This window comes from Methylobacterium adhaesivum (assembly GCF_022179065.1).
Classification (GTDB): domain Bacteria; phylum Pseudomonadota; class Alphaproteobacteria; order Rhizobiales; family Beijerinckiaceae; genus Methylobacterium; species Methylobacterium adhaesivum.
Genome location: NZ_BPQD01000028.1, coordinates 1 through 23,752 on the forward strand (window position 1 = coordinate 1; position 23,752 = coordinate 23,752).

The following is a 23,752-nucleotide window of genomic DNA, read 5'->3' on the forward strand; positions in this document are numbered from 1 at the left end:
AAGTCGGAAAACCGGCACCTCGCGAGGATCAGCCTCAGCTACCCGTCATGATGGATATCACGAGCTTACCCTAAGGCGTCCTTTCGGCGCTTCTTCCAAAAGCCTCAGGCCTATCACGCGGAGCGGATCATGGTTGCGGCGAGGGTGAGAAAGGCGGTCGAAGCAGGGATGCTACCCCTGTGATCACAGGCGATCCGGGCTAGGTTCTGCTCAATGTCCCGACAGGTGGACTGCACCAAGAAGCGTTAAGACCCTCTTTCGGTCCTACGCCGTTGGGCATGATGGTGTTGGCGGAGTCGACCCACCCGTCTCTGTAAGCGGAGTAGACGCGGCGATGCGTCATGAAGGGGAAGGGTTCGGGCGGAACCCCAAGCAGGATAATCGCGCCGTGCTCGCCGTGCGGGTCGGTCGTGATGACCAAGGTCTTGAGCCGACGGGCGCCCGCATCGGGCGGGCATTAATGGTATCGTTCCGCCCCGCGCGGCAAGGATGCCACGGATCAAATGGGGGAGACCCCTGCGCGTGCCAACAGACCCTACACTGCGGACTACCTGGAGCCTTCCGGCCCACACTCTTGCATGAGCCGGTCGAACTCAGTCCAGCGTCGACTCGGATCGTCGTGGCGTTCGTCTCCCAACCGCGCAAGCGGCACACCGGGCTTCGCCTGCATGCGACCTCCCATCCGATGGCGTCGCGCTCGTTCGCAGCCCGGGGGACTTCCTCGGCGCCTCGTTCCAAGGGAGCCCGGGCCAGCGCCGCCCGCCCGGGCATCAATCACGAGATAGGTGCAAGGGCTGTATCCGCCCGGGCCGCCCGCGTTTCCTCGACGAGTCTGGCGACCGCCTCGTCGCGCCTCATCTTCTTCCACTTCTTCTCAGCAAACTCGGCCGGAAAACGTTCGGGATCGAGATCATGGAGGATTGTCGCGACCTCCTTCCAAATGCCGTAGGTGCAGAACTTGCCCACACCTAGGTAGACCGGATTGAAGGGGCCGAAAGATTCAGGCAGGCACGGCCATGGCACGCCGTGCATCAGGATGAAGAGGTACGCCTCCACGAAGGGTCTGGCGTCCCACGACGTCGTTCTGTCCTTGCGGAGGAGGAGCCCCTCGGGAAAAAGATGGCTGATGGCGTCCCACTCGGCGTCTTGGAGGACGTGTCGTCCCTGGGCGAGCAACGAAGGCACGATCCTTCTCCAACGCCTGCTCTTCTCCTTCATGGTCTTGAGTTCGTAGGTTCTGCGAAGGCACATTTGAGCCTTCAGGTCGTCGGCCCCGAAGGTCGGGCCTCGCAGGAGTGGCGTCACCGTGAGGTGGACCTCCGCCTCGTACCGGGCGTAGGCTAGGCGCCGGACCACGATATGATCGATGAGTTCCCCAAACGCCGCCACGAGCCTGAAGTCCGCCTCGTTGTTAGGCATGAACGGGAGCCGTCCGACCAATCCATCCAAGGCTTCACGCAGCATCGTCATGCGTCCCTGATCGAGTCCGATGGGCAGCGGCTTGGCCGGCAGGCTGTCGATCCGCGCATCGAGTGCGTTGAGGGTCGATGTCAGCGTCCTGCGCTTCTCGGCCAGATAACTGGCGTTGAAGCCAGCCATGAGCGCATCGTCGAAAGTCGCGTCGAGCGCGCGCATCGCTCCGTCCCGCTGACGCTTGAGGTCGGATCGGGCGGCCTCGTGATCCTTGTGGGACCCTGCCTTGGCCTCGTTGTAGGCGGCGACATAAGCCTCGGTGCACCGTGGGTCGAGGACGTTCTCGGCGACTAGGTCGATGACGACGCGTTCGAGTTCGGCCACCTTAATGGTCTCGAAGTTCTTGCACGTCCCTCCATGGGCTCGGTCGATGCAAGCAAAACGCCTCTGGCGCAATGGTCCCGTAGGCACCGTGGTCATCCCGCAACCCGAGCACTTAACCTTGCGGGACAGGAGGTACTTCCCCGGCGCTTGCCTTGTCGGTGCCTCGCGAGACCTGATGCCAGAGATCCGAGCCTGCACCGCCTCCCAGGCGGCTCGTTCGACGATCTGGAGATGGTCGGCCCTCACAACAACCCATTCGGAACGGGGACGCTGGACGGCGACCCTCTTTCGGGTGATGGGGTCGGTGACGACGGTGGACTGATTGTAGACGATGAACCCCGCATAGAGTGGGTTCTTGAACATCGACCTGATGCTGCAATCCTTCCAGTACCTTTGGTTATCGGTTCGCGCGTTAAGGGCCCGTGCAATCTTCATCATCGACAAGCCTTCCACGAACATCTGGAAGATCTGCCGAACGATCTCGGCTTCGGCTTCGATGATGTGTTGCTCGCCCGGACGACCGGGGGTCCGACCGTACCCGTAGGCAGGCTTGTGCGGAATGCGGCCGTTGCGGACCATCTGCATGCGGCCGTACTGGGACCGCTCCAGGAAGAGGCGCCGCCCCTCCTCGCCCATGAAGCCGTGGAACGCGATGTCCGGGAGGTCGAGCCTGCCCCGACCGGGCTGGTGCATCTCGATGCCGAGGGCCTTCAGTTCCTTAAACACGGCGCTCAAGTAGGAAAGGTCGCGCGCCAGACGGTCGACGTTTTCGATGATGAGAATGCTGAACAGACCGCGCCGCGCCGCGTCCAGCATCTCTTCCAACTCATCGCGTCCGACCACGGTCGTGCCTGGCTTCGCCCTGTCGGCGTAGGTCTTGATCAGCGTGATCCCGTTCCGCGCGGCGTGCTCGGCGCAGATCTCGAACTGGCGCTCGACGCTCGTCTCGGACTGCTTGTCGGACGAGTAACGCGCGTAGACGACGCCGACGCCTCTGGGCGGGATGGCCCTGGTCGGGCCGTTGCCGGGGTTCGGAAGCCACATGGAAGGAAGGTCGACGGCGTCCCCATGGAGGGCGAGGAGGTGCTGGTTCGTCATGGGCGGAACTCCACTGGCGCCGCGGTATCCCCGCTTGGGGGACGGCATCGCTGGCGGGCCCTTCGAAGGGCCTCGTCGGGGGAAGGGTTCGGGGTCCCGCCCGGGCGAGCGCACCGGCGTGGCGCCGGCGCTCGGTTCGGACGGGAGGCGTGGGGCTACGACCGGGCTCGAAGCCGGGTCGCCGACCGGGCGGGAGAAGCCGGCGTATTCGGAGGGGAGGCTGGGGTATTCGCATGGGGGAGGTTCCTTGCGCGGATGGTCGGCGTCGGAAGGGGTCACCGCCTGAAGGGGAAGGCCGAGGTGCCGGCGGCGGCGGGCATCCGGCCGAAGAAGCCGGGCAGGACGCCGACCGGCATCGCCATGCTGTAGAGGTCGAGGACCCGGGTCGTGCCGAACGCGGCTGACACGGTGCGTTGGTCGGCGGTCCGGTTCTCAGCATCGACCGCGTCGCAGGTCGCCGCCATGTCGCGAAGCGCTTGGTAGCGGCCAAGGGCACGGGCCAATGCAAGGGCGCGCCGGTTAGGTGACGCGGTGTCCTCGAACTCTAAGTGGGAGGGGAGATCTTGTAGCTTGTCCTTCATCGTGAACATCCTTCGCTCGGAGGGGGAAACCGTCGCGTTCGGACGCGACGGGGTTGGGAGGCACCGCAGAGTGCGCGACCGGTTGGATTCGACTTCCCACGCTTGGCGTTCGGTCTCCGCACCGCCCCCTTTCACCTTGGTGTCGATCCGTCGTGGCGGCCCACCGGGCCAACGTGGCCGGCGGGTGCCTGGAGGGCGGGAACACAGGTGCGGATTGGCGGTTTGTCGGTCCGCACATGGCGGTCACGGCAGAGATGGCGGGGCTCATCCTGCGAAGGGGCGGACTTTGCGGAGCGCGGCATCCGAGGGGCATCCGGCGATGGGCCGGGGTAGAGCCGCGGGTGCCGCGTCCTAGCGCAGGGGTATCTTGGTGGGGGTCATCGATGCCTCCCGTTCCGGCTGCTTGCCAGATGCCTGGCCCGTAGGGGCCGGCTCGTAGAGGGTCTATGTCGGCCAGGGCTTCCGGCCGAAGGTCCGCAACGACCCTAGGCTATCAAGCCAAGCTGACGATAGGCCCGCTCGGAGGCGGCCATGTGTTGCGAGACGTATTTCATGACGACAATCTCTCATGGGACCCGGTTTGGATCCAGTGGGCGGCAATCGTCCCCCCGGCGCAAATCGGCGTTCAACCAAAGCTTATCTGCTCTATAGTGACTAGGAACAATTTAATTCAAATCTGACAGTCCCCGGTTGGAACGTCTTGTACCACGGCCGCACGCAACTTCGGGAGTCGACGGACATCAGCCGGCCGGGAACCTGATGACGTTGCCCTCGACCTTTCGCCGGTGGCTGGCTTCCAGGGCGGCTTCCTCGGCGACCTGCATCCCCAGGTCGATCTCCACCATGATGGAGCCGACGAGGTCGTCGAAGGTCTGCGGGTCGAGGTGGAGGGCGCGCCTCGCACGCATCAAGGCGAGAATGACCTGGGCGATGCTCTCGTCGGTCTCCTCAGGCATTGGGACCTCCCCTGCCGGACTTGCGAGCCTGCTTGTCGCCAGCCATCGGCGAGCCGGCGATGATCGCGCGGACCTCGGCCCCGCTCATGACCCGGCGTTCGACCAAGCGTCGAGCGATCCGGTCGATGACGTCGGTGTTACGGCTCACCAAGTCGCGGCTGATCTCGTACAAACGGGAGAGGTCGTCCTCAACCAGGCGCCTGAACGCGGGGTCCACCCGAAGTAGCGCCAACGCGTCCGCCTGGTCGCCTCGGTAGAGCAAACTTTGTCCCAGTCCCCACGAAGCGTGCTTCCCAGCCACTAGCGCTGTGGCGTGCGCCAAGTCAGAGCCCGAACCGCCTGCCGAGCCCGCAGTGACCGCATCCCACTGCTGATCGGCGGCGCGACCGGCCAAGACGCTGACGATGAGTGCGTCGAGGTCGGCCACCGACATCACTGACGTGTCGTTGTTAAGTCGGCTCAGGGTTCGTCCTGCAAAAGCCCCCTGAGCGACCAGGGAGACCGTTCTGACGTCTCCGACAGCTTGGGTCTCCAAAATCACCGCGTGACTGGCCTCGTGCCTTGCAACCGAAAGCTGCTGCGCTGGCGTGCGAGTTTCCGGTGGAACGATCCGACCAATGAGGTCCGCCAAATTCATCTGGCGCTTGCCCGCCAGGGCGACCATACGGGCGCCCCCAACCCACCCAGCGATGTCGGCACCGGTTGCGCCGATGCCGATGGCTGCGATAGGCCCGAGATCCTCGTTAGCGAGGTCGTCCACGAGGTGCTGGCGCAGAATGCCCTCAATGGCGTCCTCATCCGGCAGGTCGATCCTCACGACGCGGTCGAGGCGTCCAGGCCGCACGAGGGCGGGGTCGAGCCTTTCTGGGAAGTTGGTCGCCCCGATGATGACAAGCTTCGATGCCGGGCTCGATACCGCACCATCCAATGTCATTAATACGTGATTTACAACAGTTACCCAGTAGTCTCGATGACGACTATCGCAGGTCTCTCTATTTGGTAGGCTATCTAACTCGTCAATGAGCAAGACGCCCCCGTTTTGAGATGCTTCCAAAAATACCTCGTCGACCTTCTTGCAAATGTCGTTGAGATATCCGTTCGTCTGAGAGAACCACGAGGACACGCTTGTCGCAGTAATACGCACTCCGAGCGACTTGGCAATACTACGCGCTAGCGATGTCTTGCCTGTTCCGGGCGGGCCGGCCAGGATGAAACGCGTCGCCGCCGGCCATGGCGCTCCACGCCGATGTGCCTTGACGGCCTCGACCAAAGCCTTGGCATGATCTCCTGCTGGCCCATAACCACAGGTATCCTCGACGAGGGGAACGTCGGCGAGGTCGGAAGAGGCTGCCCGCTTCGAGGCCGAGGCCGCCTTGAGTCGTCGGACGCAGTCCCGGGGCGTGCTGCCCTTGCGGATGCATCCTGTGATCTCGTCGAAACCCAGGCCCTGGACGATGTCGGCGGGTAGGCGGCCGGCGCGGCGCCCGGTGACGAGCCGAATGGTTGCCTGGAGAGCCTTCGGGGATGGGGGCTTCAATTCGATGCGGAGGTCAGCGGCCGTAATTAGAGCCGCAGGCAGGTAACGGTCCGGGGCTGTCGTTACGCCGAGAACGCTTCGACCGGCGCCGAGGGCGGCCGCCACGCTGTCGTTGCCGACGCTCCGGTTGTCCGATGTCTTGCTCCCGCCAGTTCCTCGCTTCACCACCTCCGTCCATGCTCTCAACGATGTGAGTGCAAGAGTGATGGGCACGATCCAGTCCGGTCCGGGAACGGCCACCACCAGCGCGAGGCTCGGTGGCGCTTGGATGCGAGTGATGACCTTCGCCGGCAGCATCGCGTGCAGCATGCTGATCGCGAGCACCGTGCTGACGCTCGCCGTGGCCAGCACCTCCTCAGGCGTGGACGGCTTGGTCTCGTCGGTGGGCTCACCGTCCTGCGGATAGCCGTCGTCGTAGGCGTCCTCGAAGTCTCGGTTGGCCTTCCGGGGAAGGCTCTTGAGGATGCTGGCGGGGATCTTGGTCTTCTTAGTCATGGCGGCCTCGTAGGGCCGCCGCGCGCATGCGCCGGTCAGGCCCTAGAATGGGTGTCGGGAAGGGGTGTGGGACGGAGGCTCGGCAAGCGTTTCGGCTGGCCGGCAAAGCGCGGTATCTTGAAGACGGTCATGGTGATGTCCTGGTGGGAGGGGGTCAGCCTTCGGTGAGGTCGTCGCCCTCGGTCGGGCGGCGCTGGCCCCAGGGCGTGCCGCTGAAGTCGGTCGGCCAGGAACCGGTCCGCTCAGTGACGCGGCGGGCGCGGGCCTCGGCCTCAACGTGGGCGGCCCGCGCCACGGACAGGATGGCGTCGCGCAGGGCGGCCCGGAAGACGGGTTCGTGAAAGCCCCTCATAATGAAGAGCCGACGAAAAAGTTCGCCCACGAGGTCGTCGTTGGTGCGGGTGTCGTCGTCGATGGGATGAGTTGTCATGGCGGCCTCGAACACGGGCCGCCGGGCGCTTGATGCGCGCCGCCTAGGCCCGAGCGATGGGAAGGGTGGGAAACGCGGGTCTGCCGAGGGGCAGAAGTTTCCGTATGAGGCGGGCCAGGGACACGGTCGGGGTCTCTTTCGGCAGGAAGCGGAAGCGATTGCCGTCGTTGTTTATTTTGAATCGCAAACCCTGGACGTCAAGGCCAGGGATTCCCACAACTTCGAAAATCGGTAGTTTGAGCTGATGGGGTCTGTGGGTCGGTGTGGAAGATACCCTGAAGTCCAGGGGAGTTTCTCGATCTTCGCGGCCGCAGACCTGCAATACTTGTGCGGCCTCATGGCTAACGGAACCGGACGGGTCCTCAGCCGGCCTCGACGACCATACCGGCCAGGAAACGGGTGTCCTCGTCGATGTGGCCTCGGGCGTTGCAGACGATACGCGTCCGTCCGACCTGGTAGTCCGCGTGATGGTGGACGTGGCCGTGCACCCACAGGTCCGGCCCACGCTCCGCGATCAGGTCCGTCAGGTCCGAGGCGTCGCACCAGGCGAGGTGGGCGTGCGCCGACGGTAGGCTGTCCGGGTGCGGGGCATGGTGGGTGACCACCACGGTGGGGCCGCCGTGGACCTGGCCGAACTCGGCCTCAATATAGGCCCGTGTGCGCCTATGCATCGCCAGCACCTCCTCCGGCTCGATGCGGTGCCGTGAGCTCGGCCCGGTGCGGATGCGGCGGTAGTCGACCATTCCGTCGCGGCCCTGGGCCGTGCGCATGCCGTGCGTCAGGCCGAACGACCCGAGCCGAAAATCGGTCCAGAGCGTGCCGCCGACGAAGCGGGTGCCGTCGAGCGTGACCGCATCGTCCATCAGCAGCGTGATGCCGAGGGCGGCGGACCGGTCGCGCCCCTGCTCGATCTGGTCGCGGATGGTGTAGCGCTCCTCGCCGCGGTCCCACCAGAAGTCGTGGTTGCCTGGCACGTAGACGGTCGGCACGCCGGGCAGGCGCTCGCCGAGCCAGTCCAGGGCCCGGGTCAGCGGCATGTGCACGTCGCCCGCGACGACGGCCACGTCGAAGCCGCCCGCCGGCGCGTGGGCTGCCGGGTCCCAGGCGTTCTCCGGGCAGTCCTGGTGCAAATCCGAAAAGATCCAGAGTCGTGATGGGGCGATCATCGCGCACCTCCCGCCGCCAGGGCGTTCTCGGCGAGGCGCACGCGGATGTCGGCCAGGGTGACGGGCCTGAAGCCGAAGCAATCGACGCCGACGTCGGTGCTGGTCGCGGTCCCGGGCAGGCTGCCGTGCGAATGTCCGAACAGGTGGAGGTCGCCGTAATGCTGGCGAGGCCAGACGCGGTGGGCGTAGTGCGAGCACCAGACGCCGGTGGTCGTGCCGTCGGCGTTCTCGACGACGACTCGGATGACGTCGACGACGGGCCCGTCCCAGGGCAGGCGTGACCCGATGCGGTCGTGGTTGCCCCGCACCAGCCGTCGCTGCCCGACCAGGCGTCGAAATACGGATCGGGCGCGGGCCTCCGGGCAGCGGTAGCAGAAGTCGCCGAGGTGCCAGACGGTGTCCTCTGGGCGCACGACGGCGTTCCATCGTGCGATCAGGGTCTCGTCGTGCTCCTCGATGGAGGCGAACGGCCGGGGCGCCAACATCCTGCCTGAGATGATGTGCGCGTGGCCAAAATGGGTGTCGGAAACGAAGAATTGGGTCACGGAAGCCTCGCGTGAACGGAGGCTCGTGCAGGCGGCGGCGCTCCGGGGTCAGTTGGTCGGGTGGCGGTGCGCGCGTATCATCGGTGGGCCCCTCGAAGGGCAGCGAAGGTGGCCTGGCCGGTGGCGATAGGCAAGGCCGGGATCGCGGATCCACAGCCGGTGCCGATTGAATGCGTCGTTGAGAAGCGACAAAGCTAAAATTTGAGGACTTCACCGAACAAGCCTGGCCGGCGGCGGTCGTGTGGCTACAATCGCGCCGGGGTGGATTCGATGAAGCTTCAGAAGCTGACCATCAGTAATTTTCGCTGCTTCGGTCCCGAGCCGATCCATATCGATTTCGATAGGGGCGTGACCGCATTCGTCGGCAACAACGGGTCGGGCAAGACGGCCGTCTTGGCGGCGCTTGGAAAGCTCTTCGGGGTCACGGGGGGGCAGAAGGCGGTCACGAGATCGGACTTTCACGTCCCCCTCGAAATGAGCGAGGCCCAGTCGGGGACCAAGCTCTCCATCGATTGCATCCTTGGCTTTCCCGGTCTCGCAGCGGACGACGACGACGCCTCGATCCCCGAGGTCTTCGGACACATGGCCGTCTCGGGTCCGGGCAAGCCCCTCCAGGTCAGGATCCGACTGGAGGCGACCTGGACGGATGACGGGACCCCCGGGGGCGTCGTCGAGGACGACATTCGATGGGTCGCCTCGTTGGACGACGAGTTCGTCTGGTCGAAATGTCGGCCGGTTGCGGCACTGGAGAGAAGCCTCATTCAACTCGTCTACGTGCCAGCCAACCGAAATGCGTCCGACCAGGTCACCGCCCTTCTGAAGGGAAGACTATGGCGGGCGGCGCGTTGGTCGGGTGCTATGTCGAAGGCTGCCACCGAAACCGCAGACCAGCTGCAAGCTCGCTTCGACGCGGAGGCTCCTTCCCGCTTCATCGTCGAGCGACTGGAGAAGAGGTGGAGCCAGGTCCATCGCGGCGACTCAGATGCCAAGCCCGTGCTCAGGTTGGTGGAGAACAGGCTGGAGGACCTAGTCCGACAAGCTGAGTTTGTCTTCCTTCCGGATGAGTCGGGGCAGGCGCGGCACCTTCGTGACCTCAGCGACGGCCAACGCTCGCTGTTCCATATCGCGCTGACAGCCGCGACCTTGGAGATGGAACGCGATGCCTTCTCGGGCGTCCCTGCGGACGAGGTTTTTGACCGTGAGAAGCTGCGTAGGACCTACCTGACGCTCCTCGCCATCGAGGAACCCGAGAACAGCCTGTCGCCGTTCTTCCTGTCACGCATCATGCTGCAGGCCCGCGAGATAGGGTTGATGGACGGTGCCCAGGTCATCGTCTCAAGCCATAGCCCGAGCATCCTGGCCCGCGTGGAGCCGGAGGAGGTGCGCCATACCAGGTTCGCATCAGGCACCCGTACGAGCCACGTTCGGCGCCTGAGGCTGCCGAAGGAGGAAACCGAAGCGCACAAGTTCGTGCGGCTTGCCGTCAAAGCCTATCCCGAACTGTATTTTGCTCGGTTCGTCGTGCTCGCTGAAGGCGAGTCGGAGGCGATCATCTTGCCGCGCTTGGCCGAAGCCATGGGTATACCGCTCGACCGGTCATTCGTGCCCGTGGTGCCGTTGGGGGGCCGGTTCGTACGCCACTTCTGGAGACTGCTCGAAAGCCTGCAGATACCATACGCCACCCTTTTGGACCTCGACCTGGGACGCAAGCATGGCGGTGCCAGGGCCATCGCGCACATCCTCGAACGGATGAAGGCCGTGGGCCGGTCTCTCGAATACACCTGGGAGGCTCTTAGCGGCGAGATCGACCCTGACGAGGTCGACCAGATCGATGATGCCAAGGTCCTCGACGACGGGCACGAGAACGCCTGGCTGTCGGCGCTCAGGGACAAGGACGTGTACTTCTCGTTCCCCATCGATATCGACTTCGCGATGATCCAGGCGTTTCCGGACGCCTACAAGCGGAAGCCCGCGGGCAAGCTGGGTCCCAGGAAGGGCGGCAAGGCCCTTTCGGAGAAGAGGGCCACCACCCTCAAGACCGAAGGCAATGTCGCGCTCTACGAGGAGGACGACACCTACGACGATGCCTTCATCTGGTATCCCTACCTGTTTCTAGGCGCCAGCAAGCCCGGAGCGCATCTTTCTGCCCTGGGCCGACTGGATGACAAGACCCTCAGGGACAACGCGCCGAAGGAACTGATCGCCCTCGTGGAGGCAATCGGGGCGAGCTTGCCCGCATGACTGTCGTCGCTCCGCAGGATTGGCGCCCGGTGGGCATCGACGGCCTTGAGGACAGGGCGTGGGAAGCGTTGCGCGAGACCGACCGTTGCGTCTGCGTTACCGCCGGCGCCGGGGCAGGCAAAACGGAGATGCTGGCGCAGAAGGCGGCCTATCTCCTTCAGACCGGCATCTGTCCGCCACCCCGCAGGGTACTGGCCATCAGCTTCAAGAGGGATGCCGCCGCCACGCTCCGCGCAAGGCTGAGGCTGAGGCTCCCGGAGGCGCAGTCACGTCGATTCGTCTCCCTGACCTTCGACGCCTGGACCAAGGGGCTTCTCGATCAGTTCCGCTGCGCCCTGCCATCGCGTTATGCGCCTCCGGCCGATTACGAGATCTCCTTTCCGACGCGCGACATTCTCCAAGCGCAGCTTGACCGGTTCGGATCCGACCTGAACAGGGAACAGCTTGAGCATCTGATCGCCAACACGCGGCTGCCCATCGAGGGCCAAGGGCTGTCGGACAACGATGCGAGGACGCTCGATGCCTACTGGCGCGACCAGTACGAAAGCGCTCGGGCGCCGCTTCTGACGTTCGCGATGATCAATCGACTGGTCGAGTACATGTTGCGCGAGCATGCCGGCATACGGAAAGCGCTCCGTACGACCTACCCATTCGTTTTCCTCGACGAGTTCCAGGATACGACCGCCGCACAGTTCGAACTCGTCTCAATCGCGTTCTCCCCGGCGACGACGCGCATCACCACGGTCGGCGACGACAAGCAGCGGATCATGGGCTGGGCCGGCGCCATGACGGACGGGTTCGGTGCCTTCGAGGGGGTGTTCAGGTCGAGGAGGGTGACCCTGCTGGCGAATTGGCGCTCCCACGTCGACTTGGTCGCGATACAGCACCTCGTCGCCTCGCACATCTCCCCCGGTGTCGAGATGGTGCAGGCGAAGAAGACCAGGGCCGTCGACGGTCAGGTGTCCGCCATCTGGGTGTTCAGCGACCGGCGGGCGGAGGTCGAGACCCTGGCATCATGGCTTGCGACCGAGATCGGGTCCGGGGGCGTCGAACCCCACCAAGTCGTCCTCCTCGTGAGGCAACGTGCCGACGACGTGGAGACCGAGCTTCGACCGGTGTTTGACGGGCATGGACTGACGTTGCGCAACCTCGCCCGCAACGTAGGCGGCGTGGCTCTCCAGGACCTTCTTGTAGAGGAGTTGACGACCCTGCTCCTTCCCCTGCTACGGGCCAGCGCGACCAGACGCGCACCGGAAGCTTGGTCGACCGCAATCGAGCGGATGACGGCACTCAGGTCCGCCCAGGACGCAGAGGACGACAACTCGCACCGGGTCATGCGCGAAACCGAGGGGCTGACGGTTTCCACGCGCAAGCTCATGTCGGAGGTGTCGCCCGCGGACGCACAGGCCGAAGCGGTGGTTTCGCTCCTGATCGACGGCATCAGCGAGGACCTCATCAGGCAGTCGACGCCGGCGTATCAGCGCGGTTCGGACTATGGGCGAGTACGCAGCGGGTTCACCGCCCTGCTCGGGGAGTGCATGGCCGCCTCGACGTCCTGGTCGGAAACGTTGGACCGCTTCGAGGGGAAAGGTCAGGTGCCCTTGATGACCATCCATAAGAGCAAGGGCATGGAGTTCCACACGGTTATCTTCTTCGGGTTGGACGGGCAGAGCTGGTGGAGTTTGAAGCCCCGGAATCCCGAGGAGATGAATTCTTTCTTCGTTGCGGTGACCCGGGCCGAGCAGCGAGCGTTCTTCACGTGCTGCGCGGAGCGCGGCAGACGTATCGACTGGCTTGAGGACGTGCTTGGTGACGCCGTTCCGAGGGTCGTCGGCGGACCAGGCTCAACCGGTCGACGGTGACGTCGCGGGATAAGTCGCAATCAGCGGACAGCGCAACGATCATGCGAACGAAGCTCGGCACCTTGCGGCCGCCTGACAAATCCGCCCGCCGGCATCCAGTCTGTCAAAACGTTCGGCCGGTAAGCGGCCTACGGGGCGGCATCGAAGCTCGGACGCGAGGGCGACAGATCGCTGGGAATGGTGGCGGAGGAGGCCGTCGCGAACCACATGGGTTAGCCCCCGCCTCCCATAGGGAGGCTCACCGCGATGCCATCGACGTCCACATGAACACCAAGCCCCTGCTCGACACGAACTATCTCTATGCCGCCCTCGACCCGGGTGACGCCGAAGCCGACGACCTGCGCCGGCTCCTCGCCACCGGCCGGTGCTTGGTTTCCTCCGTCTCGGTCGTCGAATGGATCGTGAGGCACGGACATCCCGAGCGGGGCCACATGGACAGGCTCGCGGCGGGCATCGACCTGCTGCACCGACATGCAATCCCCATCGTCCAGTGCCGATTCCTGTCGGTCGAGCAATCGGAGTTGGATGCGGTCTGCAATGCGACATCCCTGGAGGAGCTCGCCCCCCTTCATCGGGTCCTGCTCGAACGTCGTATCGAGGCCGAAAGCCAGTTCCTGAACTGGACTATGAACGTCGCCCTGGGAGCCTACTTCTCGGACATCGCGCACTCCCAGGAACCGGCGACCGAAGATTTCGACGCCCGGGTCGGGCGGCTTGCCGAGGCTATCCTCGGATCGAACCAGGACCTCATCGCCGACACGGTCCGGAAGGCGGTCCGGCGCGGCTACGACACCGGCAACCAGCAGCGCGTGGTCGGCGAGGCGCTCAACGACCTCAGGGCCGCGTTCGTCACGGCGGCCCGGCAATTCCTCGGTGAGATATCAGGCACTCCGCTCGCCGAGGGGCAGGTCGAGGCGACGCTGGACATCGACAAGCTTCGACGGTTCATCACGAGGTCGGCGAAGGACGGCAACTACGACAGGTTCCTACGGTTGGTGGGCGCCGACATGCAGGCGCCCCCCGGTTCCAAGAGGGACTATGTCATCCGTTACCTTCTGCAGGTCATCCGGTCCCCCGTGGAGCGCGGCGGGAACTACAAGAAGAACGACGTGAACGACAGCTTCCTGGTCGGGCACATGGAGGACGCAGGGATTACGATCATCACCCGCGACGGAGGGATGCGAACCGCGCTGGCCGAACTCGGCTTCCGTCACCCTCTGAGCGTTGCGGAAGCGTTGGCCAAGGTCGATACCGAAGCCTAGCGGCCAAGCGGCAGGATGGACGATCCGAGAAGGTGCCACCCGGCGCCTTAACGTCGTGCACATAAAAACGGTGTTGACCCTTTCTGTGAACCCCTCGATCCATGCCATGAGGGCGTGTGTGCGGATTCGCTGAAGGCGACGATGACGATCAAGGCGCGACGGGAACGGCTCGGTCTATCGCAAGCCGATGTATCGGAGGCGCTCGGCGTCACCAAGAGCTTGCTCAGCATGCTCGAAAACGGCAAGCGCGTTCCGACAGAGGACCAGGTAGACAGGCTCGCCGAGATCCTCCGATTGCCCCGCGACCTCGTCGTGATCGGCAGCGGTCGCCTACCCGGCGACGTCCGAAGTGCCCTGGTCACCGACGCGCCGGCCATGGTGGCCGCCGTCAGGGAGAGGATCGAGGCCCGCGCGGTCACCTATCCGACCGAGCCGGCGCCGGGCCTCGCTGCCAGCACGTCGAAGCCACCGCGCCCGGGCGCGCCCATTCCCGAACGGGTCGATGTGGCGAGGGCCACGACCTCGTACCGTACCCACAGCTACCACACCAAGGTGCCGCCCGAGGCCATCGTGCCCTTCATCCGGGCCTTCACGCGTACGGGCGACTTGGTGTGCGACCCGTTCTGCGGATCGGGCATGACCGGCGTGGCGGCCATCGGGGAAGGCAGGAACGCGCTCCTGTCCGACCTGTCGCCGGCGGCGGTGCACATCGCGCGCAACTACACGACCTTCTGCGAGCCGGAGGCCCTCGTGGTGGCGCTGGCCAAGGTCGAGGCCCTCGTCAGGCCGACCATCGACTGGCTGTACAGGCCAGCCCAGGGCGGCTCCCTCGTCGAGTACACGACCTGGAGCGACGTGTACGCCTGTCCCCGCTGCTCGGCCCGGATGGTGTACTGGGACATCTTCCATAAGGGGGGCGTCGACAACGACGGCCTCGCCTGTCCCAAGTGCCGGACCGTCTCGCGCAAGGCCGACCTCGGGTGGGTATGCGAGGAGCCGGTGCAGAGCCACACCTCGTCGGTCGGCGCCCGGATCGACACGCACGCCCCGACCGCCGCAGAGAGGGCCTTGATCGCCGATGCCGACCAGGCGCCGATCCCGTACTGGATCCCCGACGTCGACTTCGACGCCGGCCGCGAGATGTGGCGCGCCGGCCACCGCGTCATGGGCATCGCCTCGGCCAAGGACTTCTACACCCGGCGCAACCTGCACGCCCTTGGCGCCCTGCGGCATGCCATCGTCAGCGAGACAGACGGGCGGGTGCGCGAGGCGCTGATGTTCGCCTTCACGGCGGCCGTGAACCGGGCGTCGCGCCGGTACCAGTGGAACGCCAAGCGCCCAACCAACGTGATGACCGGGACGCTCTACGTCTCGTCCCTCCGCTACGAGTGGAACGTCTGGAGCCTGTTCCGGCGCAAGGCGGCCGACGTGTTGCGCTACTACCGGACCTTCCCGACCACCGGCGCCACGGCGCAGGTCTTCCAGAGGTCGGCGACCGACCTCGGGGGCGTGCCGGACGGGGCGGCGGACATGGTGTTCATGGACCCGCCGTTCGGCGCCAACATCTTCTACGCCGACGCCTCGCTGCTCTGGGACGCGTGGTTGGGCAAGCTGACCGACCAGGCTGCCGAGATCGTCGTCAACAAGCACCGGACCTCGGCCAACGGCGGAAAGACGCTTGCCGATTACGGGGAGCTCATGGGGCAGGCGTTCGGGCAGGCGGCGCGCATACTCAAGCCCGGCGGCCGGGGCGTCCTGGCGTTCTCGAACTCGGACGACGCGGTCTGGGAGGCGGTCCGAGGCGCCCTGTCCGACGCCGGGTTCGAGACCGAGCGCGTCCACATGCTGTACAAGGGGCAGCCCTCGATCAAGGGCGTGAAGGGCGTCACCGGCAAGGAGAACGTCACCACGTTCGACCTGATGCTGTGTCTCAAGCATCGGACGGCGGTGGCGGTTTCCGGGGCCGCGAAGGCATCGCCCGAGTTCGTCGACGCCGCGATCCGGGAGGCCCTCGGGGCGGGCGGGCGCACCGACGCCATCTACTCCGCGGTGGTGCGTGCGGCGCTCGCCGCCGGCCTGAAGGTCACCGGCCTGACGATGCCCGCCGTGGCCAGGCGCTGCAGGGAACTGGGCGCCGCGGAGGTCGACGGCCTGTGGTCCCTGCCCGGGACCCCTGACGCTCCGCCTCGACCGTTCCTCGAAGGATACCTGGCGACGGCCGCCGACGTGCCCGTCAGCGTCGACCCGGACCCCGCGACGGCGAGGGCGATGCCTGGAACCCGAGTCGCGGGCGGGCGCAACAGCGCCTTCTACATGGCGCACAGCTACCACACCAAGGTACCGCCCGAGGCGGTCATCCCCTTCATCGAGCACTACACGAAGCCGGGCGACGTGGTGCTCGATCCGTTCTGCGGCTCGGGCATGACCGGCGTCGCGGCGGCGATGTCGGGGCGGCGCGCGATCCTGAACGACCTGTCGCCGGCCGCGGTGCACCTCGCCTGGAACCATACCCGGGGCTGCGACCCGGAGGCGCTCGAACGGGGGTTCGCCGAGGTCGATGCGGCCGTCGGGGAGCGGATCGGCAAGCTCTATGCGACGCGCGACGACGAGGGGCGGCCCGCCCTCGCGCATTGGACGCTCTGGAGCAGCCGCCATCGCTGTCCCTCCTGCCACGGCACCTTCCAACTCTGGGACGCGATGGACCGGAAGACGGGGCGGCTCGGCACGGTCATCGCCTGCCCGTCCTGTAAGGCGGACATCAAGCGGTCCGGCCTGAAGTCCCTTGGATCGGCCCCCGCCTGGGTCGCTTACGAGACCGCGACGGGCAAGCGCGGCGAGAAGGCCGCCTCGCCGGCCGACCGCGCCCGCGCGACCAAGTTGAGCCGGGAGGACATCCGCGAGTGGTTCCCCGACGTGCCCGTCGGCGCCGACCGCGAGATGTACATCCGCTGCGCCCTGGCCCTCCAGGACATCTCGGAGGTCGCCGACTTCTACACCCCCCGCAACCTCCAGGCGCTTGCCCTGATCTGGAAGGCGATCATGGACGTCGGCGACGACCGGGTCCGCCGGGCGCTGGCCTTCGCCTTCACCAACACGGCCTGGCACGGCACGCGGATGCGCCGCTACAACGCCCGCGGCGGCCAGAGACCCCTGACGGGCACCCTGTACGTCCCGCAGCTATCCTCCGAGGCGAACGTGCTGGAGGTGATGCGCAACAAGATCGAGCAGTTGAAGCGCTACTACAGGGCGTTCCAGCCCCTCGCGGTTCCCGACCCCGCGATCCTGCTCGGCGGCGCGGGCGCCCTGTCCCAAGTCGCCGACGCTTCCGTCGACTACGTCTTCACTGATCCGCCCTTCGGCTCGAACATCTTCTACGCGGACTGCAACCTGATCTGGGAGGCGTGGCTCGGCCGGGTCACCGACGCGACCCAAGAGGCCGTGGTCAACAAGTCACTGCGCAAGGAGAAGGGCGGCAAGGGCCTTTCCGACTACGCCGCGCTGATCGAGGTCGCGATGGCCGAGATGGCGCGCGTGCTCAAGCCCGGCGGTTGGGCGACGGTCGTCTTTCACAACACCGACAAGGACGTCTGGCAGGCCATCAGGGATGCTGCGGGCAAGGCCGGGTTCTCCTTCCACGAAGCCGCCTCGCTCGACCGGCGCCAGCAGAGCCACAAGGGCTACAAGGGACGCTCGGGCGCCGAGGACGTCGCCCACTTCGACGTCGTCTTCAGCCTTCGCAAGCCGGCCGCCGGTGCGACCCGCCAGCGCGTCGTCCCGATCCGCACGCGGGCCGACCTCAAGGCGCTGGTCGCCAAGGCGGCATCCGATCCCGGCATCCGCAAGCACGGTGTCCAGGGCGTCCATGCGGAGGTGATGCGCCTGATCGCGTCCGAGGGCGGCACCGACTTCGTCGACTTCGCCGAGGTGCGCGCCGCGTTTGAGGCGCTTCCGAAAGTCAGGGGGAAGCTGGCGTCGGCCGGCTAAGCAAGGCGGCCAGGAACGCCCGCAGGCTCGACGCCGGTTCGACGTCCGAAGGCCGCAGCGGGATCGCGCCCACCCCGTCGGCGTCGGACGCCATTGCACCGGGCAGGCGTCGGGGACCGCCGTCCCTGCCGAAGAAGACGAACTCGCTCCCGGGGTAGACCGCGCACGCGGTGCGCATCCCCCGTATCGCATCCCGGTAAGCGTGCATCTTGTAGAGGTCGGCGCGCTTGTAGGTGCTCCTGTCGCCGTCGTCGGCGTCGTTCCCGTCGTCCATCCTGTCGAGGCGGTACTTCGCGTCGAAGGCATGGCGTTCGCCGTCGAGCGTGACCACCACGTCGGGTCGCAGCGGCGTCGAGTAGGCGTCGCCGCGGGACCGCGTGAACGTCGGATTGTAGGCGACCCGAACATCCTCCCCGAGATCGACGCGGATTCCGTATCCGAGGGAATCCCCGAAATCGCCCTTGTCGATCTCCGGCGGTCCCGCGGGGCGCCGTCCGGTGACCTCGCAGACCGCTTCGAGGATCTTGAGGAAAACCCAGTATTCGTAGAGCGTGGCGACGTCACGCCCCTCCAGGAACCTCGCCGCTTCGGCGTTGTCCAACGGCAGCGAAACATGCTGTCCGAACCCGAGCCAGAACCCGAAAACCTCGCGGTATCCCTCGGACTTGGTCAGCGCCTGGGTCGGGGTGTGGAGGGCGGACAGGCGGCCGGCCTCCGCCAGGGCCGGGGCCGCAAGGGCCTGTTCGAGGAGGTTGCCCATCTCCGTGCAATCGCGCCGGAAACCTGCATCGAGCTTGGGGTGCCTGACGAAGCGTTGGACGAGGGCGACGCATTCGGTGACGACGTGCCGGACGAAGCGGTTCTCGGGGGTGTCGAGCGACAGCCGTCCCCTCGGGGCCGCGAGCGTCGCCGGCATGTGGGCCCGGGCAGGGCTCCCGAAGGTCAGCGCCCGGGCGAGCGGCGACCCCGCGAGCGGCGATCCGACGGGGACCGGGACGAGCCTGTCGAGGTGCGAGAAGACCGATTGGAGAGCCTGCTGGTCGAGGTGGCGCACGCGGTCGAGGCCGACGACCGGTCGCTCCTGGGCGAAGCGGCGGGTCGGCGAGCGCTCGATGGCGCCGAGCCAGTCCTGAAGCCTGTTCCCCTTGCGGACGGTGCGGCCCAGCATCGCGCGGCGCAGGTACTGGAGTTGGTGGTACGGCACCGGCGGCTCGGCGGCGAGGTTGGCCTGCGCCGCGAGCGTGGTGGGGGTCCCCCAGCCGAACAGGAGGCCGGAGGCGAGTTCGGAGACCTCGGAGAGCAGCCGCGACGTCCCGCCCGCACCCAGCTTCTCAGAGTGGACCTCGATGGGGACGCCGGCGATGTCGACCTGGCCGACGAAGTTGCGAAACGACAGGAACGCCGAGTTGTCCCCCAGCATCTCCCCCCTGAGGTCGAGGATGTTCGTACGCACCTCGGCCGTGACGGGCGCGTCGAAGAGGAGGACGTACTCGGACTTCTCGTCGAGACGGCAGCCGACCCCGGACACCGCCTCGAAGGTCGGTCCGGAACCATGCCTGCGGCGGTATCGGAAGGCGACGGTCACTTGAAGAAGGAGACGTAGCCGAACTCGATCAGGGTGTCCCACATCTCCAGCGCACGCCGGTACGACCTGCCGAGCTTGGCATTATCGGTGGCTGCGTATGCCTTGCGGTCCGGCGGAACGGTTGCCCCGCTGAGGTCCGTGAGGTCCCTGAGGTAGTGGCACAGCAGGGCCAGCGCCCTTTCGAGGCGGACCCTGTTCCCGCCGACGCGGGGCAGGACCTTTTGGAGGAGGGCCGCGTCGAGGGCCACGAGCCATTCGTCGTCGACGTCGGCCTCGGGCAGGATCGCGTTGTAGACACCCATGAAAAGGGCCATCTCCGTCGCCGCCCGGTAACCGACGTGCAGGCGGGGCTTCTCCAGGATGCGATTGATGGCGACCAGGTGGTCGTGCACCGGGTCGGGCATGGCGGCGTAGTCGGCCGACGTCGCGAGGCGGAAGTCAGGAAGCGTCGGGGGGAAGCGATAGTCGGTGCCCGGCGCCGGCGCCGGCGCCGGCGCCGCCGTCGCGCCGGCGTCGTCCCGCAGGCCGTCCAGGTCGACGTCGTCGAACTCGATCACCATGGCCCGGTCGAGGACCTTGGGACTGAAGCCGTGGGTGCTCTCGTCGACGTTCACAGTGCCGGTGACGGCGAGGTTCGTCGGCAGCAGGAGGGAGGCCGGGATATCGAATTTGGTCACGGTGCCGTCGGTGGCCGGCATGCTGGTGCTGATCGGCGTGCCCCTGCGGTGCAACGGGACCCCCTGCTGGTGGATCGTGCCGTCGGGGCGATAGCGCCGGCTCTCGGTGCAGGCGAGCCAATCGGAGAAGTAGTGCTCGACCTTGGCGAGGTTCATCTCGTCCAGGATCAGGAAGTGACGGTCGGCGGGAGAGGCGGCCGCACGCAGGATGATGTCGAGCGTCGCCGTCGACTCGTACTGGTCGGTGATGGGATTGACGAAGCCCAGGACCGACTTGTTGTCGAGCCAGTCCGGACGGACGGGCACCAGCGCCACGCTCGCGGTTCCGGCCGGATTCGAGGCCAGTCCCGGGGCGGCGAAGGTGTATGTCCGGCTCGGGGTCGGCGCCGCTGCGGCCGTGGCTGCGCCTGCCGTTCTGCCGGCTCCCGCGTAGAATTCGGCGACGAGCTCGGCGAGCTTCGATTTGCCCGTCCCGCTGATGCCGGCGAGGATCACGAACGGCTTGGCGGAGAGGGAGGCGACGTACCGCGCGATCAGGTCGGGATCGAAATGGTAGCCGTTGGCCTTGCAGTATCCGACGATGTCGGTGGCCGTCGTCGGCGAGGCATCTCCGGTCAGAGCCCCGGCATAGGTGCCATTGGCCTCGACCGCTCCGAGGAACTGGGGCAGCATCGTCGGCTTCATGATGTAGTTCCTAGCCTTGCGGTCCGGAAAGACCGCCGCATCTCTTACGTAGGGCCGGATTGTATTTGCATCCAAACCAAGAAGTTGGCTCTGATGGACATGCCGGGAGGGTGACGGCTTACCTGGATGCGGCCCGGTGCTTGGCTTGGGCAAAGCGAGATTGGCCTGATAATTCTCGATCCAGTCCGTGATGTATCGCTGGTCGAAGACGCAAAGAACGTCTTCGTTGTTCTCGTAGCCAACCAGCAGGTGTATACGGCCGTCACCCGCCATTGCGGCAATCGTCTCGGGACCGTTGCTTTCCTGTATACGCCGTTCGGTTGGGCTCCTGACGGTGGGGCCGCCACCACCGCCTTCGATCTTGAAGACCCAGATCGTGAACCTGCGCTCCCCTTTTGGGTCCCGCACGTCGACGTAGGTGGGATTGTTGTAGTTTCTGTCCGGCGCGGTCAGGCAGACGAAGCCGTTCTCCTCGAAACCGGACAGGATCGACTGAAGTCCCTCCAGGACGAGGGTCGGGGCCTTCGCGGCGGGAGCACCGTCATCGACCGGTACGGGGGAGCCCGGCTCGTCATCGGCCGCCGGAGCGGCATTCGCGGACATCATGCTCGGCATCGCGCTCCCGCCCGGACGATGCCGCCCGCATCTTAACCATACCGTTCAGGCCATTGTCTCCGCAGCCGCGGATTTGGAAAGGGCAATCGATCCTTCGCTTCAAAAAAATCCCTCCCGAGGGTCGTGCTCTGCCGGGCATTCAGGCGCGGCAGGTCGGGATGCCGCATTGCCAGCCTTAGCAGGCCGCAAGCGAGGCGCATTCTGGGTCATTGATTAGTTTTGATCTTTAGCCGAATCCGGAGGCCGGCATAGAAAATCAATTTTGGGATAGGCCACGCAAACATCTTGCAGCGGGTTGATCACTGCATAACTTTTATACAATGCAAACGCGATCATGGCCCGGATGAGGATCGTCCATACTTTAAGTCGCGCCTTCCCTAGCTGATGAGTTGGATTTCGGTTTGCATAATAAGATGTATATCCAATAACTTTGTATGTATTTTCTTGCTTCTCGATGTATTTATCAATAAGATCTATTGTAGAGTCTAATGCTTGGTATCGTCTGAGGCCAACATAAGCCAAAACAAGGGGAAGCCATGCGGCGCAGAACGTTAGTAGATTATTGCCCTTGTCAATCGTGAATATAATAATAACAGCACAGGCGCCGATTACATATACCTCGTTTCGTTCAATAATCTCAATATTCCGGCCTATTAGCTCACGACAAGATTTGTATTCTTCAATTACTAAGTCTTTTTCGGTTTCCGTTTCCGGCTTTTTTCGCGCTCCTCTTGCGAGGGCTGCGCTTAACAAAAGAAGGCTCAACGGCTTCCAAAAGGGCAACAAGATCGCTGAGCTCCCATGATCGGTCGGCAATGCCGTTTACCATAGCAGGGCTCAACGGGCGCCTTCCATAGATCCGCTCAAAGTTGTTTGGCGGAGGCATTTGGGAGTTGTCACGTGGAAGCCAAACGCTGAAGGAAGCGCTCTCCGTCAAGCGTAAGAGCGGCGGACCTCACGCGGTGAGGAACAGGAATATGCGCTTGCGGGGGGCGCCCAAGGGTCAAAATGCCCATTCCTTCTAGTTCTTCCTCTGCCGCCTCGCATTCTTGCGGGTCGTCAAACAGAGCTACCAGGATCCCCGGGAGCTCGTAATCCCCCTGTCGCAGACCCTTCGTATGGAAGTGCTGCAAAATTGTCACGGCACCTGTACTCAAGTTCGCCACAGACCCCTCCTTACCGCTACTGCGTGCAACAGCGAGGTGGGGTCAGCGACTAAGATTTCCAACTGGCTCACTATCGCAGTCCGTGTGCGAAACCGTCGAAAGCATCGCGCGAAAGGTATCGGATAGCGTTACCCGATACCCGCCGTTGGAGTCGCGAATCCCGCGGCCCTGACCGCCCCGCGTGACGGGTGCTTAACCCGGCCCAGGCAAGCTGCCCCCGACCCGCCGGAGGCCCCGATGCCAACCGAATTCTCGGTATTCCTGACCGCCGACAAGCTGCTCGCCAAGGGCGAAAGGCCCAGCCTGCGCAACGTGCGCGCTGCGCTAGACAAGGGCGGCTCGCCCCGCGAGGTCTGCAAGCACCTGCGCGCCTGGCGCAAAAAACGCGGCTACAGTGCCAGGCACGAACCCACCGACCTGCCCAAGGACATGAAGGAGGCCTCCCAGATTCTCGCCATGGACCTGTGGAAGCGCGCCAAGCGCGAGGCTACCCAGAAGTTCGTTCGCGAGCGCGAGGAGGCCACCGCCCTGCGCAGGGAGGAGGCACAGGACCGCGAGCACCTGCTCGGCATGATCGAGACGCTACAGGCCGAGAACGCGGTGCTTAAGGCCAAGGGTGTCGCCGCAGACCAGGACGGCGAGCGTCTCCAGACGCGGCTGGCCAAGGTCGAAAACCAACTCGAACGCTTGCGGGCCGAGGAGTTCTGGGACCGCGTCATGCAGGAGATCCACGACATCATTCCGGACGGAAGCGCCATGACCCCGGCCGAGATCCTACCCGAGATCAAGACATGGACCGTACGGGGGGCCGCCCTTCACAAGGAGCCGCTCACCCCGGGCGTGCTCAAGAAGAAGATGGACGTGCGCATCAAGCACGGAAAATACTTCGAGGCTCAACCGCAGGGGCGGTATGGCCGCCGCACCGCCTGACCGCCAGGTACGACCCGGTTCCCGGAGCCAACCTCTACAATTCGGCCGGCGCCCGGTGAAACCGGCCTACGGGTGATCGGCGACGAAGTCAGCGGCATCGGAACAAACGCCTCGGCATATGCGATCATCCTTGCGCGGCTC

General features: G+C 65.4%; 15 protein-coding genes. 5 read left to right on the forward strand and 10 right to left on the reverse strand.

What is annotated here, in order from left to right; translation table 11 throughout:
- Positions 1–774: 774 nt before the first annotated feature.
- The 7 genes from MFF01_RS17555 to MFF01_RS17585 form a co-directional block, all read right to left on the reverse strand.
- Positions 775–2,895 (reverse strand): recombinase family protein, encoded by a 2,121-nt coding sequence (locus MFF01_RS17555; RefSeq protein ID WP_238227402.1) that lies wholly within the window; start codon positions 2,893–2,895, stop codon positions 775–777.
- Positions 2,896–3,170: 275 nt separating this feature from the next.
- Positions 3,171–3,485 carry a hypothetical protein gene (locus MFF01_RS17560; RefSeq protein WP_238227403.1) on the reverse strand — a complete coding sequence of 105 codons (315 nt, stop codon included), beginning with the start codon at positions 3,483–3,485 and terminating at the stop codon, positions 3,171–3,173.
- A gap of 731 nt (positions 3,486–4,216) precedes the next feature.
- Positions 4,217–4,432, reverse strand: a complete 216-nt coding sequence (locus tag MFF01_RS17565; protein WP_238227404.1) for a hypothetical protein — start codon at positions 4,430–4,432, stop codon at positions 4,217–4,219.
- Positions 4,425–6,464: an AAA family ATPase gene (locus MFF01_RS17570; protein ID WP_238227405.1), complete on the reverse strand. Its 2,040-nt coding sequence runs from the start codon at positions 6,462–6,464 to the stop codon at positions 4,425–4,427. Before MFF01_RS17570 ends, MFF01_RS17565 begins: the two co-directional genes overlap by 8 nt.
- A 154-nt stretch (positions 6,465–6,618) precedes the next feature.
- Positions 6,619–6,894: a hypothetical protein gene (locus MFF01_RS17575; RefSeq protein ID WP_238227407.1), complete on the reverse strand. Its 276-nt coding sequence runs from the start codon at positions 6,892–6,894 to the stop codon at positions 6,619–6,621.
- Positions 6,895–7,256: 362 nt separating this feature from the next.
- Positions 7,257–8,060 carry a metallophosphoesterase gene (locus MFF01_RS17580; RefSeq protein ID WP_238227411.1) on the reverse strand — a complete coding sequence of 268 codons (804 nt, stop codon included), beginning with the start codon at positions 8,058–8,060 and terminating at the stop codon, positions 7,257–7,259.
- Positions 8,057–8,605 (reverse strand): metallophosphoesterase, encoded by a 549-nt coding sequence (locus tag MFF01_RS17585; RefSeq protein ID WP_283207204.1) that lies wholly within the window; start codon positions 8,603–8,605, stop codon positions 8,057–8,059. The genes MFF01_RS17580 and MFF01_RS17585 overlap by 4 nt, the downstream gene beginning before the upstream one ends.
- A 270-nt stretch (positions 8,606–8,875) precedes the next feature.
- On the opposite strand from MFF01_RS17585, the gene MFF01_RS17590 reads away from it, so the two are divergent.
- From MFF01_RS17590 to MFF01_RS17605, 4 genes are all read left to right on the forward strand, one after another.
- Positions 8,876–10,846 carry an ATP-dependent nuclease gene (locus MFF01_RS17590; RefSeq protein ID WP_238227412.1) on the forward strand — a complete coding sequence of 657 codons (1,971 nt, stop codon included), beginning with the start codon at positions 8,876–8,878 and terminating at the stop codon, positions 10,844–10,846.
- A 29-nt stretch (positions 10,847–10,875) separates the two neighbouring features.
- Positions 10,876–12,708, forward strand: coding sequence for a UvrD-helicase domain-containing protein (locus tag MFF01_RS17595; RefSeq protein ID WP_238227413.1), 1,833 nt, complete (start codon positions 10,876–10,878; stop codon positions 12,706–12,708).
- A 263-nt stretch (positions 12,709–12,971) separates the two neighbouring features.
- Positions 12,972–13,970, forward strand: coding sequence for a hypothetical protein (locus MFF01_RS17600; protein ID WP_238227414.1), 999 nt, complete (start codon positions 12,972–12,974; stop codon positions 13,968–13,970).
- Positions 13,971–14,111: 141 nt separating this feature from the next.
- Positions 14,112–17,954 (forward strand): DNA methyltransferase, encoded by a 3,843-nt coding sequence (locus tag MFF01_RS17605; protein ID WP_238227415.1) that lies wholly within the window; start codon positions 14,112–14,114, stop codon positions 17,952–17,954.
- Here MFF01_RS17605 and MFF01_RS17610 read toward each other — a convergent pair.
- The 3 genes from MFF01_RS17610 to MFF01_RS17620 form a co-directional block, all read right to left on the reverse strand.
- Complete coding sequence (locus MFF01_RS17610; RefSeq protein WP_238227416.1) at positions 17,926–19,539, reverse strand: DUF2357 domain-containing protein; 1,614 nt, start codon at positions 19,537–19,539, stop codon at positions 17,926–17,928. The two genes, MFF01_RS17605 and MFF01_RS17610, sit on opposite strands and share 29 nt — an antisense overlap.
- Entirely contained in the window at positions 19,536–21,506 is a 1,971-nt protein-coding gene (locus MFF01_RS17615; RefSeq protein WP_238227417.1) for a DUF8727 domain-containing protein, read from the reverse strand. The genes MFF01_RS17610 and MFF01_RS17615 overlap by 4 nt, the downstream gene beginning before the upstream one ends.
- A 222-nt stretch (positions 21,507–21,728) precedes the next feature.
- Positions 21,729–22,301 (reverse strand): hypothetical protein, encoded by a 573-nt coding sequence (locus tag MFF01_RS17620; RefSeq protein WP_238227418.1) that lies wholly within the window; start codon positions 22,299–22,301, stop codon positions 21,729–21,731.
- Between the two features lie 617 nt (positions 22,302–22,918).
- Between MFF01_RS17620 and MFF01_RS17625 the strand changes: the two genes are divergently transcribed.
- Positions 22,919–23,611 carry a DNA-binding protein gene (locus MFF01_RS17625; protein ID WP_238227419.1) on the forward strand — a complete coding sequence of 231 codons (693 nt, stop codon included), beginning with the start codon at positions 22,919–22,921 and terminating at the stop codon, positions 23,609–23,611.
- The last annotated feature ends 141 nt before the right edge of the window (positions 23,612–23,752 follow it).